Genomic DNA, 16,991 nt, shown 5'->3' on the forward strand with positions numbered 1-16,991 from the left:
GGTGAGTAACATTACTTCAGGCAACGGGGATTCCGACGATCTGGAAGCCCTGTTCGATAGCATAGTCATGGCCAGCAGCACACAACCGGCCGTACCCGAAACCAAACAGGACACCTCTGCGCCAACCGCAGCGACTGACCCAACAATAGTTCCCGGCGACGAGAGCCTATTCTCGCAAATCGGCCACTTGACGCGCAAGCTGCACGATACGCTACGTGAACTGGGGTATGACAAAAAGTTGGCGGCAACGGTAGACGCCATCCCCGACACCCGCGAACGCCTCGCCTATATTGCGACCATGACGCAACAGGCGGCGGAACGCGCACTGACCGCCACGGAAGTCGCCCAGCCAATTCAGGAAAAGCTCGAAGCGGGTGCGATGGGGCTCAGCTCCAAATGGCAGCGCCTGTTCGACAATCAGCTAAGTCTGGAAGAGTTCAAACAACTGGCGGAAGAAACCCGCCGCTACCTGAAAGAAGTTCCGAGTCAGACCAAGGCAACCAATGCCCAGCTCATGGAAATCATGATGGCGCAGGACTTTCAGGACCTGACCGGCCAAGTGATCAAGAAAGTCGCCGATATGGCCCAGCAAATGGAACGGGACATGCTGCAATTGCTGCTGGCGACGACACCTGCCGAGAAGAAAAACGAAATGGATGCCAGCTTGCTGAACGGCCCGGTGATCAATGCCGTAGGCAGGACTGACGTGGTAACCAGCCAGGTCCAGGTCGACGATCTGCTCGAAAGCCTGGGCTTTTAATCCAACAATTTCAAATAAACTCAGTAGCCGGGAGAAATTATGAGCCACTTCGCCGGAATGGAAGAGTTACTACAGGATTTTCTGACAGAAGCGGGTGAGCTGCTGTCTGATGTAGACAACAAATTGGTCGAACTGGAAAAGCGCCCCAGTGACAAGGCGCTGCTAAACGATATTTTCCGCGGCTTCCACACGATCAAGGGCGGCGCCGGCTTCCTCAACGTCAACGATCTGGTCGGGCTGTGCCACCGCACCGAAAACCTGTTCGACAAGTTGCGCACCGGCGAGCTGGCCCTGACTGCCGAGATCATGGATGTCATCATGAACGCAACCGGCGTGGTGCGCACCATGTTCGGCTCGCTCGCCCAGTCGCAGCTGCCGGACGCAGCGGATGCCGCGCTTCTGAAAGCACTGGACTGCGTTCTGGCTGGCGAAAAGGTGGTGCTGGCGACTCTTGCCGCACCAGCCGAGCCTGCCAACGCAGACCGGGCCACCACCCAGGAATCCGGCGGTCCGGATTGGCAGGCGTTGTACCACACCGTCACCGGAACGCCCGCGGAAAGCATAGCCGCACCCCAAGAAGTTGCTCTCCCCATGGAGATTGCGCCTGTTGTCCAAGCCGCAGCCCGGGTCGCCCCTGTGCCCCGCGCCAAGGCGCCTTCCGCCCAGCAGCCTGCCGCCAAAGAAACCACCATCCGCGTGGACACATCGCGGCTGGACATGGTGCTCAACCTTTCCGGCGAAATCGGCCTCACCAAGAACCGTCTTACCTGTCTGCGCGCGAACATCCTCCAGGGCAAAACCGATGGAGACACCCTCAAGGCACTGGACGAAGCCGTCAGCCACCTGGACCTTTTGGTGGGCGACCTGCAAAACGCTGTGATGAAAACCCGGATGCAGCCGATCGGCAGGCTGTTCCAGAAATATCCACGCCTGGCACGCGACCTTGCTCGGCAACTGGGAAAAGACGTCGAACTGCTGATCGTGGGTGAAGAAACCGAAATCGACAAGACCATGATCGAGGATCTTAACGATCCCATCGTCCATCTGGTGCGCAACGCGGTCGACCATGGCGTGGAAAGCACGCAAGATCGCGTCGCCGCAGGCAAGCCGACCAAGAGCCTGGTGAAACTTTCCGCCATGCAGTCAGGCGATCACATCGTTATCGAGATCGCCGACGACGGCAAAGGTATGCGACCCGACACCATACGCCGCAAGGCTATCGAAAGAGGGCTGATCGATACCGAAGCAGCAAACACACTGGATGACAAGCAGTCTCTTAACCTGATCTTCCTGCCCGGCTTTTCGACCAAGGACGAGATTTCCGATGTATCTGGACGGGGTGTCGGGATGGATGTCGTGCGCACCAACATCCAGAAATTGAATGGTCGGATTGACATCAATTCAGTCGTCGGCCATGGCACGACCATTACCATCTCCCTACCACTGACCCTGGCCATTCTCCCCGTACTGGTGGTACGCCTGGGCGAACAGCCTTTTGCCGTACCCCTTTCCATGGTGCGTGAGATCATCCCGATCCATCCCGAAGAAATCCAGCGTGTTTCAGGCCGAGCAACCATGGTGGTGCGCGACGAGGTTCTGCCAGTGCGGTCCCTGGCCAGCCTGATCGGCTGGCCGCAGGAGGGCATGCCCTCCTTCGGTGTCCTGATGCAAGCCACAGCCACCAACTTTATCCTGGCTATCGACGGCTTCATCGGACGGGATGACGTGGTCATCAAGCCGCTGCATGACATCAAACCCAAGGGCATCGCAGGTGCCACCCTGTCCGGTGATGGCCTGGTGGTGCTGGTGCTGGATATCGAGGAGCTGCTGGAAATGAGCACCGAGGTAACTCAGGCATCGATGTTTACCGCGTAAGGGCTGGAACTCCAATGCAAGATCACGCCTATCTCGCCCGCCAACCGATCGTTGACAACCAACAAAAAATCGTCGGCTATGAACTTCTGTTCCGTCGCAGCGCGGAAGCCACCAATGCCAGTTTCACTGATGACCATCTAGCCACCTCCAAGGTGCTGGCCAACATCCTCAGCAACATGGGGGCGGAATGGCTGCTGGGCGACAAACTGGCCTTCATCAATGCCTCCACCTCCATGCTGATGAGCGATTTCCTCGAGCTGCTACCGGTCAACCGGGCAGTGCTGGAAGTTCTGGAAACCACTCGTGCGACCCCGGAGTTGCTGGCACGCTGCCACGAGCTCCGCAAGCTGGGGTACCGCCTGGCCCTGGACGACTTTGAGCTGACGCAGGAAAGCGCCCCGCTGCTAGCAATCGCAAACTTCATCAAACTGGATGTCCAGAAGCTGAATGCCAGCGGCCAGCTTGAAACCCATGTTCGCGCCCTGGAAAAGCATCCGGCCCAGCTGATTGCAGAAAAGGTCGAAACCCAAAGCGAACACAATATTTGCAAAAAACTGGGGTTCGCCTATTACCAGGGCTACTATTTCGCCCACCCGGAAACGCTGTGCGCCAAGGTCATCAATCCCGCCTACGCCGTCGTGCTGGAACTGCTCAACAAGGTGCGCAACAATGCGCAAATCAAGGATATCGAATCTTCCTTCAAGCGCGACGTAGCCCTTTCCTTCAAGCTGTTACGCTACATCAATTCTGTCGGCTTTGGCCTGTCCTGCGAAATCCAGTCACTGCGCCATGCACTGGCGATTCTCGGTTATCAGCAGCTGTATCGCTGGCTGACCCTGCTGCTAGTCACTGCGGGGGAAGGCAGCACCTCGCCTGCCCTGATGAAAACAGCCGTCACCCGCGGCCGCCTGACCGAGCTATTGGGCAAGGATATGCTGGAAGCTGCCGATCGCGACAACCTGTTTATTGTTGGAGTGTTCTCTCTGCTCGATGCCATGCTGGAAATGCCTATGGACGAGGCATTGGACAAGCTCTCTCTGCCGGAAGCGATCTCTGATGCGCTGCTGTCCCGACAAGGCCTCTACGGCCCCTTCCTGGATCTGGCTATAGCTTGCGAGGAAGGGGATTCAGACCACATTGAAAAACTGGCTTTTTCCCTCCAGCTGGAGCCGGACAAGATCAACCAGGCTCACCTCTCCGCACTGGCCTGGGTGGAAACCCTAGGGATATAACCGGCACGGTAATGGGTGATGAGGAATGGGTAACGAAAACCTTTCGACCATCACTCATTCCCCATTACCCATCACCCCACTTCAGAGGGTAGCCGGTTCGCGGCTGGCACCCGCATCGTTCATGCGCTCCAGATATTTCTTCCAAAGCGCTTCCTGGTTGACGCCCAAGTCATGCAGGTAATCCCATGAATATAGACCGCTGTCATGGCCATCCGAGAAAACCAGCTGTACGGCATAGCTGCCCACCGGCTGAACATCGGTAATTTCTACATTCTTCTTTCCCACCTGCAATACTTCCTGCCCCGGGCCATGGCCGCGCACCTCGGCAGAAGGCGAGTAAATCCGCAGGAATTCGCAAGGCAGCTCAAAACGCTGTCCATCGGAAAACGCAATCTCCAGCATGCGCGATTTCTGGTGAAGCTTGATTTCCGTCGGCATCGGCGTTTTATTATCCAATCCTGCCATATTTATTCCTTTCGATGAGTCGATTCAGTAGTAACGATAAGCGAGAAAGCCGGATTCTAGATGGGGGGAACAAACCGAATTTCAAGCCTGCGGACCACAAAGAAAAACCTTCTAACCCCATCAGTCCAGGCTATTTGCTGCCGTCCCCTCCCACCGCGGCAAGCAGCTTATCCATCCAGCCATCAGGCAAAATCCGCTTTAGCGTGGCGAACAGGTGAGTAGGGACGGTCACGTGGTACCGAATTTTGGGGTGCCGGCTCTCCAAAGCATGAATAACTTTATCCAGCACCGCCCCGGGCGGAAGCGTAAATGGCACGGCCGCACCCTGCTTGACCAGACGGCGCTCCATAGCCAGGTACTTCTCGCGGTGGGCGCTGTGTTCCACATCGATATTGCGCTTGTAGACCACAAATGAATTCGCCCGGAAACGGCTCTCGATCGGCCCCGGTTCGACCAGGGAGACATGGATACCGCTGCCGCGAAGCTCCAGCCGCAACGTATCGGCAATCCCTTCCAGCGCGTATTTGCTGGCGATGTAGGCGCCCCTGTAAGGCAAGGCAATCAGCCCCAACACCGAGCTGTTCATGATGATACGGCCGTAGCCCTGGGCGCGCATCACTGGTATCACCCGGTTGGTCAACTCAACCGTGCCGAACAGGTTGGCCTCGAACTGCTCGCGCAATACCTCACGCCGCAGATCCTCCACCGCGCCGGGCTGGCCGTAAGCGCCGTTGTTGAACAGGGCATAAAGCTGCCCGCCGCTACGCGCCAGAATCTCGTCCATCGCATGATGAATGGAAACCGAATCAGCCAGGTCGAGCTGCACGCTTTCCAGGCCGTCAGCCTCAAGCGCCCGCACATCCCCCGACTTGCGGGCCGAGGTAAAGACGCGGTAGCCGCGCTTTGCCAGTCCTGCGGCAACGCAACGCCCGATTCCGCTGGAACAGCCAGTGATCAGGATATTTCGGGGGGGCATGGCGCACTCATATCTTGATCATCAATCCTATTCATTACCATTCCAAAGGAATATACAGGCAACACAAGCCACACCTATAATTAAGAAGCGCTACACTAGATAAGGGATACCCATCCAGGCACAGCGATATCTTGCAACTCTTCATGGCCCGGATGGTTCCTACACTAATCAATCATTGATACAATGTCGCACTGAAAATAATAATCGGATACTGCAAATAATGCGTGCAATCTTTTTCAAGCTCCCGACCGTGATGCTATTAAGCCTTGCCCTGCTCGGCTGTGCCACTAACGGTGACCCTCGCGATCCTTTGGAACCGCTCAATCGCGGCATCTACAAATTCAACGACGTGGTGGACAAAGCAGTGCTCAAACCGGTTGCCACAGGGTACAGGGACGCCATGCCTGATCCAGTGCGCACCGCCGTCGGCAACTTCTTTTCCAATCTGGATGACGTGCTGGTGCTACTCAACGATCTGCTCCAGTTCAAACCCGAGCAGGCCGCCTCGGATTTCAGCCGTCTGGTCTGGAACACCTCTGTCGGCATTGCCGGCCTGATCGACGTCGCTACCCCGATGGACCTGCCGAAACATAACGAAGACTTCGGGCAAACGCTGGGATATTGGGGCATCGGCGACGGCCCCTATCTGGTGCTGCCATTCCTTGGCCCCAGCACCCTGCGAGATACCGTTGGAACAGTCGTAGACGTCCACTTCGACCCGGTGGCGCAGCATACACCGGTTGCCGAGCGCAATTCGGCGATTGCCATCCACGCCGTGGATAACCGTTCGCGCCTGCTTGACGCAGAGGAAGTGCTGGACGAAGCCGCCATCGACCGCTATGTCTTTCTGCGGGACGCCTATTTACAGCGGCGGCGTGGTTTGGTTTATGACGGCAATCCACCGCGTGAGAAATTCGAGGATTATGATGAACCCGCTCCTTCCACTCCAGCCGAGTCCCGCCCCTGAACTCTGGTTGCTCCGCGCATAACGGAGCGATGAACAACCACCCCTAGAAATTCGCCGCCTCAACCTCGAGGTAGGCGCGGTTAATATTCCCCCCCATGTTTGTTTCGAATTCATGGAGATTTTTCCATTCGCTCAAATCGAGCGTGCCGCGAATCTCGCTGTCGCTCAGTCCTTTCTTGTAACCCGCCTCGACGCCCGCATAGAAGCCGGCCAACAAGTTGTGCAGTTTGGCCACATCCGACTTGCTCATGAGCGGGCCGTGCCCGGGCACGATCGTGGTTGCATCAAACTCCTGCGCCTTGGCCAGAGCGCCGACCCAGTTGCGGATATGGCCGTCACGCATGACCGGGGTGGTGGTATTGACCAGGATATCGCCGCCGATCAGCACCCTGTCGTCCGGCAAATAAACCATCATGTCGCCCGGCGTATGGGAGCCGCGCGGCACCCAAAGAACCATTTTCACTCCCTCAAAACTGCGGTTGTTGCTACTCTCCGCCTTGAAAGTCAGCATTGCCGGAACCGGACGGGTATTGGGAAACTTGCGCCCGACCATATTTTCCATGATCTGCACCCACTCCATGCCGGTTTTCTCAACCAGCACCTTACACTGCTCCGAGCTGATGATTTCCGCGCCCTTGAACGCCACGTTGCCCAACACATGGTCGCCATGGTGGTGAGTGTTGATGATGTGGGTGACCGGCTTCGGCGTAATTCTGGCAATCGCTTTCGCCAAGTGTTTGCCGACCTCGTCGGTCCCGCCGCTGTCCACCAGGATCACGCCCTTGTCGCCGATGATCACCGTGCTGTTGACCATGTACCCCTGGTTGTGCGGGCTGGGCAGCCCCAGCGGCCCAAGCAGGGCATACACACGGTCGTTGACCTTCACCACCTTGGGTTCGGGCAATCTGGTTTCAGCGCTGACTGCATTTGCATAAACCAGGACAAACAAGATCAAAAAAACGCGGCTCATGATTTCTCCTTGTCCCGATAAGAATCAGGAAATAGTCTGGTAATACAGGTTCTGCGGATGGTTGGCCTGGGCGAAGAAAAACCAGCGCTCGGCGAGCAGGCCCATATATTGCACCAGAAAAGCCGCAAACAACAATCCACTCAAGGAAGAGGAAAGGCCGCCGGCCAGTAGCAGCAACGGAAGCGCGAACACCAGCACCAGGAACACCCATTTGACCGAGCGCAGCAAGGCGGCTCCCTTGCCATGAAAAAACTCGCGGGTATTAAACGAACCTCCCATGAAGCCCTGGGATTTCTGCACAATCTGGCCATGGCGTACACCGATCGCCGTTTGCAGTGTGGATTTCGGCTTCAGGCGCGCATTGCGAGCCAGCGATGCGGCCCGTGTCACCAGCGCCAGCAGGGTAATCACCATCGCCCATTTGCCGTAGAACCCGACCAGATCGGGCGCAGCGTATACCGAATAAGCCGTCGCCAGGGTGAAGCCCGAAGCGCTGCCGAGGAGCAGGTAATTCACGACCGTCAGCGGGCTATGCCATTCCTGCAGGAATTTCAGGCAGGCGTAAATCATCGCCGTGCAAATGAACAACGCAAAGCACAGCAGCGTACCGAGCACGCCGAGCACCATCGTCGCATCCAGAGTCAGCGTGCCGAGGGTGACGAGCGGGGCATGCCAGCCAAGGCTATGCGCCACACCATAGAGAAACACCACTCCCATGAATGCCGGCAACACGATCACCTCGCGCGACAGCCAGGACGTGCGCCATTTCGCCGCCGAGCGCCATGCCCGCTCGGGATGACCAAGATGGAAGAAGGAGGCCACCAATCCACCGATCAGGAGCAGCAAAGCAATCAGGCTACCTATCGCATAAAAACCGCCATCGGCTTGTTCTGGCAACAAATGAAAAAAGGCATAAACCTGGCCGGTGTAGAGGGCCAGGAACAATCCCTGGCCGGCGCCGATCAGGGTGGTGAGGAAAATTACTGAAAACGCGGGATGCATGAATAACTCTCCAAATTCTTTACCGCAAAGGCGCTAAGGCGCAAAGACGACCAATACGGATCTCTATCGCTTTTCTTTGCGCCTCTGCGCCTCTGCGGTTGGTTTTACCAACTGGTCACATCGTCCAGAGACGGCTCGCTCTTGTCCGGTTGCGGCAGCAGACGCTCTTTCTTGAGCGGGTTGTCGGCGCGCATCAGTTCATCGGTGTGTATCCTGATCTGCGTCTTGCGCCTTGGCAGGTAGTGGTTGGACGGTTTGGTGCCCCACTCCGGCATCAACGCATAACCGCCGCTTTCCCGGATCGCCACCGAAACCGCCGACTCCGAGTCGTGCACGTCGCCGAACAGGCGTGCGCTGGTCGGGCAGGCCAGCACGCACGCCGGCTTGCGTTCCGCTTCTGGCAGGGACTGGTCGTAAATCCGGTCGACGCAGAGGGTACACTTTTTCATCACCTTCTGGTGCTCGTCGATTTCTCGCACACCATAGGGGCAGGCCCAGGAGCAATACTTGCAGCCGATGCACTTGTCGTAGTCCACCAGCACGATACCGTCCTCCTTGCGCTTGTACGAAGCGCCCGTCGGGCACACCGGCACGCAGGGCGGCTCCTCGCAATGCAGGCAGGATTTTGGGAAATGCACCGTCTCGGTATTGGGGAAGCTGCCGACCTCGAAAGTCTGCACCCGGTTGAAGAAGGTGCCGGTCGGGTCAGCGCCGTAGGGGCGGTCGTCCGACATGGCGCCCGCCGAACCGGAGGTATTCCATTCCTTGCAGCTGGTGACGCAGGCATGGCAGCCGACGCAAACATTGAGGTCGATGACCAGGGCGAGCTGGGTCATTTCCACTCTCCTTTTCCAGCAAAAAATGCCTGCCAGGCGCGCCGAACCTTGCTGGTGCCGGGCGCAGCAGGCACTGGTGCAAATTGCGGAGAGGTCTGTTCCGGCTCGCCCTCGGCCGCCTTGTAGATTTTCACCTTGACGTCGTACCACGCCGCCTGCCCGGTGACGGGGTCGGAGTTGGAAAGGTGGGCGCCATCACGGTTGGCCGGCAGCTCCTCGGATATCAGGTGATTCAGCAGGAAACCCTTTTCCGACTCGTTCGCTTCCAGCGCCAGGTTCCACGCCCCCTTGGCCTTGCCGATGGCGTTCCAGGTCCACACCGTACCAGGCTCGAGCGCCTCGGTGTAACGGCACATGCAGCGCACCTTGCCGTGCATCGATTCGACCCAGATCCAGTCGTCGTCGGCGATACCCTGGGCCTGTGCGGTCACCGGATTCACGAACAGGTAGTTATGGGCGTGGATCTGACGCAGCCAGGCATTCTGCGAATCCCACGAGTGATACATCGCCATTGGGCGCTGTGTCACCGCATTGAGCGGATACTTGGCGTTGTCGCTGAGCTGTGCTTCCAGCGGCTCATAGTAGAACGGCAGCGGGTCAAAATAAGTTTCGATGCGCTGCCTCAGACGCTCGGGAGGCTGGCGGCCATCAGTCTTGCCCTGGGCGGCGAGACGGAACTTCTGCAGCACTTCGGAATAGATATGGATGTTGATCGGCTCCGCATAGCGCGTCAGACGATGGCGCTGCGCCCATTCCAGGTAACCCTGATTCCAGTTGCGCATGTACTGGTAAGAACGCGGCAGGTGGTATTGATAGACGCAGTTATTCTTGGCGTACATCTCCCACTGGCGCGGATTTGGCTCGCCGCGCATGAACTTTTCCCCGCCCTTGCCGCGCCAGCCGGCGAGGAAGCCGATGCCGGAACCCGGCTCGGTTTCATAGTTGATGATGAAATCGGGGTAATCGCGGAACTTGCGCGAGCCGTCCGGGTTGACGAACACCGGCAACTTGAGGCGCGAACCCAGCTCGATCAGCACCTCCTGGAATGGCTTGCACTCGCCTGTAGGCGGCACCACCGGGATGCGCACCGAATCCACTGGACCATCGAATTCGGAAATCGGCCGGTCGAGCATGGACATCACATCATGGCGTTCGAGATAAGTCGTATCCGGCAGCACCAGATCGGCGAAGGCGGTCATCTCGGACTGGAAAGCGTCGCACACGATCAGGAAGGGGATCTTGTACTCGCCATCCTCGCGCTTGTCCTTCAGCATGTCACGCACCTGCACCGTATTCATCGCCGAATTCCACGCCATGTTCGCCATGAAGATCAGCATGGTGTCGATTGAATAGGGATCGCCGCGCCAGGCGTTGGTAATGGCGTTGTGCATCAGCCCGTGGACAGCCAGCGGGTATTCCCAGGAAAACGCTTTGTCGAGCCGCACCGGCTCACCGTTCTCGTCGACGAACAGATCGTCCGGCTCGGCGGGCCAGCCCAGCGCCATGCCGCCCAGCGGCGTATTCGGCTGCACCCCTTCCGGACCTTTCGGCGTCTTGGCGCAGGGGGGAATCGGGCGCGGAAACGGTGCCTTGTGACGAAACCCGCCAGGACGGTCGATGGTGCCGAGCAGACTCATCAAAATGGACAGGGCGCGGATGGTATGAAAGCCGTTGGAATGGGCGGCCAGGCCGCGCATGGCATGGAAGGCGACCGGATTGCCGGTCACGGTTTCGTGCTCCTTGCCCCAGGTATCGGTCCAGGCGATCGGCAGTTCGATCTTCTGGTCGCGCGCGGTGACGCCCATCTCGTGGGCGAGGCGGCGTATGGTCTCGGCCGAAATGCCGGTAATCCCTTCCGCCCATTCCGGCGTGTAGTCCTCGACCCGCTCCTGCAGGAGCTGGAAGGAAGGCTTCACCGGCGTGCCGTCATGGAGTTTGAATTCGCCGCGGAGGAAAGGGTCCGCGCCCTCGCTGTGAGAAACCACCGGCTTGTTGGAAACACGATCCCACCACAGCTTGTTCTGCGGATCGAAGCACCCTTCCTCCGCCGGCACCTCGGTACGCACGAACATACCGAACTCGCTGCTCTTTTCGTCAAGGTTCACCAGTTCGGCGGAGTTCGAGTACTGCACCAGAAAATCGCGGTCGTACAGGCCGAGGCGGATGATTTCGTGTATCAGCGCCAACAGCAGAGCGCCGTCCGTGCCAGGGCGGATCGGCACCCACTCATCGGCGATGGCGGAATAGCCGGTGCGCACCGGATTGATCGAAACGAAGCGGCCGCCGTTGCGCTTGAACTTGGACAAGGCGATCTTCATCGGGTTGGAATGATGATCCTCGGCGGTGCCTATCATCACGAACAGCTTGGCACGATCCAGATCAGGGCCGCCGAATTCCCAGAACGAGCCGCCGATCGTGTAGATCATGCCCGCGGCCATATTCACCGAACAGAAGCCGCCGTGGGCAGCATAGTTGGGCGTGCCGAACTGCTTGGCGAACAGCCCGGTCAGCGCCTGCATCTGATCGCGGCCGGTGAAGAGCGCAAATTTTTTCGGGTCGGTAGCGCGTATCTTCGCAAGTCGCTCCGCCATCAGGGTAAACGCCTCTTCCCAGGAAATCGGCTCAAACTCACCTGCCCCCCTCTCGGAGCCAGGCTTACGTCGCAACGGTTGGGTCAGGCGTGCAGGAGAGTACTGCTTCATGATGCCGGAAGAACCTTTGGCGCAGATCACGCCTTGGTTCAAGGGGTGCTCGGGGTTGCCCTCGATGTAGCGCACCTCTCCGTTTTTCACTGTGACACGAATGCCGCAGCGGCAGGCGCACATGTAGCAAGTCGTGTTCTTGACCTCGACACGGTCCTTTGAGTTTTCTGTATGACTGGCTGATTGCTGCATGATTATTTTCTCGCTAAGCCGATGAATCCCGGCTTACTCAGGATGCAAATTAATGTGACTATCGAGACTGATTTTACAGACATTATCAATTCAGTTTGTTCACATTTATTTATATGCATATAAGAATTTTGATACAGTCTAATATAGATACCGAGTCAAAATTTGAGTGGCGCCCGAACGGGGAAACGCTGGAGGGAGAATGTAAGATGGCGGAGAGGGTGGGATTCGAACCCACGGTAGGTTTGAACCTACGCCTGATTTCGAGTCAGGTACATTCGACCACTCTGCCACCTCTCCGCAAGGCCTGCATTCTACCAGTTCAGGGGAGATAGTTGAACCTGAAACATGGACAAAACTACCAAAGCAGGTCAAACTTTTGCCATGCGCCTGTTTATTCCGCTCATCCTTGTGCTGGGAATGGGGTCGTGCAGCGTTCCAGAGACCCCTATCCCGCCGGTACAGGAAAACCACGAATTGGTGGTCCTGACCCGCAACAGCCCCACCACCTATTACGAGGATGCATATGGCAATTATGCCGGGCTGGAATACGACCTGGTCAACCTGTTCGCCCAAGAGCTCGGCGTCAATGTCCGGTTCGTCGTCGCCACCGAGTTCAGCCGAATCATCCCCACCCTGACCAAGAAACACGCACATCTGGTTGCCGCGGGATTGACCATCACCCCGGAACGGGAAAAAATCGTCCGCTTCGGCCCCGCCTATCAAACCGTTCAGCAGCAAATCGTTTACAACAGCCTCACCTTGAAACCCGACGATATTGGGGATCTGATCGGGAAAAGAATCGAGGTCATCGCCGGCAGCAGCTATGTGGAAAGACTCAAGCAGGCCAGGAAAAAATCTCCGAAGCTGGAGTGGCACGAAGTTAACGCCATGGAAACCGAGGAATTGCTGGAGAAAGTGGCGAATGGCGAGGCGGACTATTCCATCGCCGACTCCCATTTAGTTTCCATGGCGCAGAACTTCTTTCCCGACCTGGGCATTGCCTTCAGCCTGGGCAAGCCGGAGCAATTGGCCTGGGCATTTCCAAAGGACGGCAATCCTGACCTGTTAGCCAAGGCCCAGAAATTCTTCGACCGCATCCAGAAAGACGGCACGCTGCGGCGCCTGCTTGATCGCTACTACGGTCACATCGAGCGACTGAACCGCATCGACGTAGTCACCTTCCTGGAAAAAATGAATTCGGATCTGCCAAACTACCGGAAACTGTTCCAGCAGGCGCAGGAAATCACCGATATCGATTGGCGGCTGATTGCCGCCCTGGGCTACCAGGAATCCCACTGGGATCCATTGGCCACCTCGCCGACCGGGGTGCGCGGCCTGATGATGCTGACCTCGGACACGGCCGATCACCTGGGAGTCAACGATAGGCTCAATCCGAAGGAAAACATTCCGGCGGGTGCCAGCTACCTTCTCACTCTGAAGGAAGCACTGCCGGAGCGCATCACCGAGCCCGACAAGACCTGGATAGCCCTGGCCGCCTACAACACGGGGATGGGACACCTGGAAGACGCGCGGGTCCTGGCGCAACAGAACAAGCTCAACCCTGACTCATGGGCCGACCTGAAGAAAGCCCTGCCGCTGTTGAGCAAGACCGCCTACTACACCTCTCTCAAGCACGGCTATGCGCGTGGCGGCGAAGCCGTGATTTTCGTGGAAAACATCCGCAACTATTACAACATCATGATGAAATTTGAACCCGCCCACAAATCCCCGTATCCCGCACTGACCACCACAAAGGAAGGATTCAGGCTTGCAGCTTCTCCAGGCCGCCCAGATAAGGACGCAAAGCCGAAGGAACGGTAACGCTGCCGTCAGCGTTCTGGTAATTCTCCAGGATCGCCACCAGCGTCCGGCCAACCGCCAGGCCGGAACCGTTTATGGTATGCACCAACTCCGGCTTGCTTTTCTCGTTGCGGTAGCGCGCCTGCATGCGCCGCGCCTGGAACGCCTCGAAATTGCTGCAAGAAGAGATTTCCCGGTAAGCATTCTGCGCCGGTAGCCACACTTCCAGGTCGTAGGTCTTGGCCGAGGAAAAGCCGATATCCCCGCTGCACAGCGCCATCACCCGGTAGGGCAGCTCCAGCTTTTTCAGGATGGCTTCGGCCTGGCTGGTCAACTCTTCCAACACCTCGTAAGACTGGGAAGGATGAACGATCTGAACCAGTTCCACCTTGTCGAACTGGTGCTGGCGGATCATGCCGCGCGTGTCCCTGCCGTAGGAACCCGCCTCGGAACGAAAGCACGGGGTGTGGGCGACGAATTTCAGCGGCAAACTTTCCAGCGGCACGATCTCGTCGCGCACCATGTTGGTCACCGGCACTTCAGCCGTCGGGATCAGGTAAAGCTTCTCGGTTTCGCTCTTCTGCACTGCGAACAGATCGGCCTCGAATTTCGGCAGCTGCCCGGTGCCGCGCATGGAATCGGCATTCACCAGATAAGGAACGTAAACCTCGGTATAGCCGTGCTCCTGGGTATGCACATCGAGCATGAACTGGGCCAGTGCCCGATGCATCCGCGCAAGCTGGCCACGCATTACCGAGAAACGCGCCCCGCTGATTTTTGCAGCCGCACCAAAATCCAGTTGGTTCAGCCCCTCGCCCACATCCACATGGTCCTTGACAGGAAAATCGAAACTGCGTGGCGTGCCTACCCTGCGCACTTCCACATTGTCATTCTCGGATTTGCCGGTGGGCGTGGTTTCGTGAGGCAGATTGGGGATGGTGAGGAGAATCTCGTTCATCCTGCCCTGGATGTCTTCCAGATTCACTTCGGCAGCTTTCAGCTCGTCGCCCAGATTGGCCACTTCCGCCATGATGGCGCTGACATCCTCACCCTTGGACTTGGCTTGGCCGATCTGCTTGGAAGTGGTATTGCGCTTTGCCTGCAATTCCTGGGTGCGGGTCTGGACGGTCTTGCGCTCGCCTTCCAAAGCTTGGAAAGCTAACGTATCCAGCGTGAAGCCGCGCGATGCCAAGGCTTTTGCCACTCCGTCCAGATCGCTGCGCAGCAGTTGTATGTCTAGCATGAAAACTCCCTGTTATTTCCTGTTCTTTGTTTTCTCGTCCAGTTCCCGCAGATGCGCCAGCCGTTCGCCGATCTTGCCTTCCAGTCCGCGCGGCGTGGGCCGGTAAAACTCGACCCGCGGCATTTCTTCCGGGAAATAATCCTCTCCCGCCGCATACGCCTCAGGCTCGTCGTGGGCGTAGCGGTAGGCGTGGCCGTAGCCCAGTTCTTTCATCAACTTGGTCGGCGCGTTGCGCAGATGCAACGGCACCGCGCGGCTTTTGTCGTTTTTTACGAAAGCCCGTGCATTATTATACGCCACGTAGGCCGCATTGCTCTTGGGCGCCACCGCCATATACAGCACGGCTTGCGCCAGGGTCAACTCGCCTTCCGGGCTGCCCAGCCGCTCGTAAGTTTCCACCGCATCCAGCGCCAGCCTGAGCGCACGGGGATCGGCCAGGCCGATGTCCTCGCTCGCCATGCGAACGATGCGGCGGCCGAGATAAAGCGGGTCAGCGCCGCCGTCCAGCATGCGTACCAGCCAGTACAGCGCGGCGTCGGGATTGGAGCCGCGCACCGATTTATGCAGGGCTGAAATCTGGTCGTAAAACTCCTCGCCGCCCTTATCAAAGCGCCTGCCGCTCCGGGCCAGGGCGTTTCTGACCAGAGCCTCGTCGATATGCACTACATGGCCGGTTTCTGCCGCCGTTTTCATCTGCTCCAGCAAATTCAGCAGGCGCCGCGCGTCGCCGTCCGCATAACCGATCAGCAGCGACTTCGCCGCATCTTCGAAAGTCAGGCCGTGCAAGGCGATGCCCGTCGCCCGGTCGAACAGCAGCCCCAATTCCTGCTCGGTCAATGCCTGCAGCACGTAAACTTGCGCGCGCGACAGCAGCGCACTGTTGACTTCAAATGAGGGGTTTTCGGTGGTGGCGCCGATGAAGGTCACCAAACCCTGCTCCACGAACGGCAGGAACGCATCCTGCTGCGCCTTGTTGAAGCGATGCACCTCGTCCACGAACAGGATGGTGTGGCGGCCGTATTGCTGCAGATTGAGCTGCGCCCGGTCTATCGCCTCGCGGATGTCCTTCACCCCGGAAAGTACCGCCGACAGGGCGATAAAATCGGCATCGAAGGCCTGGGCCGTAAGCCGGGCGATGGTGGTCTTGCCCACACCCGGCGGCCCCCACAGGATCATGGAATGGAGCTTCTTCGATTCGAATGCCAGGCGCAACGGTTTACCAGGACCCAGCAAGTGAGACTGACCGATCACCTCGTCCAGAGTCTGGGGGCGCAACCGCTCGGCCAGGGGAGCACCGGGCGGAGCAGCGGAAAACAGATCAGTCACCGATCACGTCCACGCCCTTGGGCGGCACGAATTTGAACATATCGGGCGCAAGCTTCGGATTGCGCTCAAGGCCTGAAAAGCGGATGACCGTGGTCTGGCCGAAATGGTCGCGCAACTCCATCACTTCGAGCCCCTTCTCGGAGAAGCCCATGCGCATGCTCTCGAAGGTGCTCTCCTTGTCCTTCGGCGTCGCCTCCAGCCATTCCATGCTGCCGCGCTTGCCGATATCCTTAAGGTCGAAGTGTTTCTCGATCTCGTTGTTACCCGCCAGCAGTGCAGCGGGGCTTGAACCGAGCGCACTATCCATCTGCTTCACCGTGACTTGCTTGAGATCGACGTCGTACATCCACAGCTTAGCGCCATCGCCGACGATTAGCTGCTCGTAAGGCTTTTCATAAACCCAACGGAACTTGCCGGGGCGGGAAAACAGCATGGTGCCGCTGGTCTCCTGAACCGTGGTCATTTTTTTGTCCAGGACAATTTGCTTGAAATGGGCCTTGGCGGATTTGACTTCGGAAAGAAAGGTTTTGAGGCTTTCCAGCGACGAAGCACTCGCCGGCAAGGAAAGCAGGCCGGCCATAGCCATACAGCCACTAAGCAATAACGTGCGGGAAAGATTTTTCACAATGCCTCGTAAAGAGAAAT

General features: G+C 58.0%; 14 protein-coding genes and 1 tRNA gene. 5 read left to right on the plus strand and 10 right to left on the minus strand.

The annotated features are described in order from the left end of the window. The first annotated feature begins 1 nt into the window (after position 1). The 3 genes from cheZ to VMV64_RS09315 are packed head-to-tail and all read left to right on the plus strand — an operon-like array spanning position 2 to position 3,867. Entirely contained in the window at positions 2-760 is a 759-nt protein-coding gene (gene cheZ / locus VMV64_RS09305) for a protein phosphatase CheZ (protein ID WP_325329682.1), read from the plus strand. Positions 761-799: 39 nt separating this feature from the next. Next, on the plus strand, positions 800-2,635 hold the full coding sequence (locus VMV64_RS09310) for a chemotaxis protein CheA (RefSeq protein WP_325329683.1): 1,836 nt from the start codon (positions 800-802) through the stop codon (positions 2,633-2,635). A gap of 14 nt (positions 2,636-2,649) precedes the next feature. Beyond that, complete coding sequence (locus VMV64_RS09315) at positions 2,650-3,867, plus strand: EAL and HDOD domain-containing protein (RefSeq protein ID WP_325329684.1); 1,218 nt, start codon at positions 2,650-2,652, stop codon at positions 3,865-3,867. Between the two features lie 81 nt (positions 3,868-3,948). On the opposite strand, the gene VMV64_RS09320 is transcribed toward VMV64_RS09315, so the two are convergent. Together VMV64_RS09320 and VMV64_RS09325 are read right to left on the minus strand one after the other, a co-directional pair. Next, entirely contained in the window at positions 3,949-4,332 is a 384-nt protein-coding gene (locus VMV64_RS09320) for a DUF971 domain-containing protein (protein WP_325329685.1), read from the minus strand. A gap of 130 nt (positions 4,333-4,462) precedes the next feature. Continuing rightward, a complete protein-coding gene (locus VMV64_RS09325) occupies positions 4,463-5,308 on the minus strand; it encodes an SDR family oxidoreductase (protein ID WP_325329686.1) in 846 nt (281 codons plus the stop codon). Positions 5,309-5,528: 220 nt separating this feature from the next. On the opposite strand from VMV64_RS09325, the gene VMV64_RS09330 reads away from it, so the two are divergent. Further along, on the plus strand, positions 5,529-6,275 hold the full coding sequence (locus tag VMV64_RS09330) for a VacJ family lipoprotein (protein WP_325329687.1): 747 nt from the start codon (positions 5,529-5,531) through the stop codon (positions 6,273-6,275). 43 nt (positions 6,276-6,318) lie between these two features. Here the strand turns inward: VMV64_RS09330 and VMV64_RS09335 are convergent, their stop codons facing one another. The 5 genes from VMV64_RS09335 to VMV64_RS09355 form a co-directional block, all read right to left on the minus strand. Then, a complete protein-coding gene (locus tag VMV64_RS09335) occupies positions 6,319-7,245 on the minus strand; it encodes an MBL fold metallo-hydrolase (RefSeq protein WP_325329688.1) in 927 nt (308 codons plus the stop codon). Positions 7,246-7,269: 24 nt separating this feature from the next. Continuing rightward, on the minus strand, positions 7,270-8,247 hold the full coding sequence (gene soeC / locus VMV64_RS09340; RefSeq protein WP_325329689.1) for a sulfite dehydrogenase subunit SoeC: 978 nt from the start codon (positions 8,245-8,247) through the stop codon (positions 7,270-7,272). Between the two features lie 104 nt (positions 8,248-8,351). Continuing rightward, on the minus strand, positions 8,352-9,083 hold the full coding sequence (locus VMV64_RS09345) for a 4Fe-4S dicluster domain-containing protein (RefSeq protein ID WP_325329690.1): 732 nt from the start codon (positions 9,081-9,083) through the stop codon (positions 8,352-8,354). Further along, complete coding sequence (locus tag VMV64_RS09350; RefSeq protein WP_325329691.1) at positions 9,080-11,977, minus strand: molybdopterin oxidoreductase family protein; 2,898 nt, start codon at positions 11,975-11,977, stop codon at positions 9,080-9,082. Before VMV64_RS09350 ends, VMV64_RS09345 begins: the two co-directional genes overlap by 4 nt. A 207-nt stretch (positions 11,978-12,184) precedes the next feature. Beyond that, positions 12,185-12,274, minus strand: a tRNA-Ser gene (locus VMV64_RS09355). 48 nt (positions 12,275-12,322) lie between these two features. Between VMV64_RS09355 and mltF the strand changes: the two genes are divergently transcribed. Further along, on the plus strand, positions 12,323-13,798 hold the full coding sequence (mltF, locus tag VMV64_RS09360) for a membrane-bound lytic murein transglycosylase MltF (protein WP_325329692.1): 1,476 nt from the start codon (positions 12,323-12,325) through the stop codon (positions 13,796-13,798). Here mltF and serS read toward each other — a convergent pair. From serS to lolA, 3 genes are read right to left on the minus strand one after another with little or no spacing between them, the layout of a single operon-like run. Then, entirely contained in the window at positions 13,740-15,020 is a 1,281-nt protein-coding gene (gene serS / locus VMV64_RS09365; RefSeq protein WP_325329693.1) for a serine--tRNA ligase, read from the minus strand. The two genes, mltF and serS, sit on opposite strands and share 59 nt — an antisense overlap. 12 nt (positions 15,021-15,032) lie before the next feature. Further along, positions 15,033-16,346, minus strand: a complete 1,314-nt coding sequence (locus VMV64_RS09370) for a replication-associated recombination protein A (protein ID WP_325329694.1) — start codon at positions 16,344-16,346, stop codon at positions 15,033-15,035. After that, positions 16,339-16,932, minus strand: coding sequence for an outer membrane lipoprotein chaperone LolA (gene lolA / locus VMV64_RS09375; protein WP_325329695.1), 594 nt, complete (start codon positions 16,930-16,932; stop codon positions 16,339-16,341). The genes VMV64_RS09370 and lolA overlap by 8 nt, the downstream gene beginning before the upstream one ends. Between the last annotated feature and the right edge of the window lie 59 nt (positions 16,933-16,991).

The organism is Sulfuricella sp. (assembly GCF_035531155.1).
Taxonomy (GTDB): domain Bacteria; phylum Pseudomonadota; class Gammaproteobacteria; order Burkholderiales; family Sulfuricellaceae; genus Sulfuricella.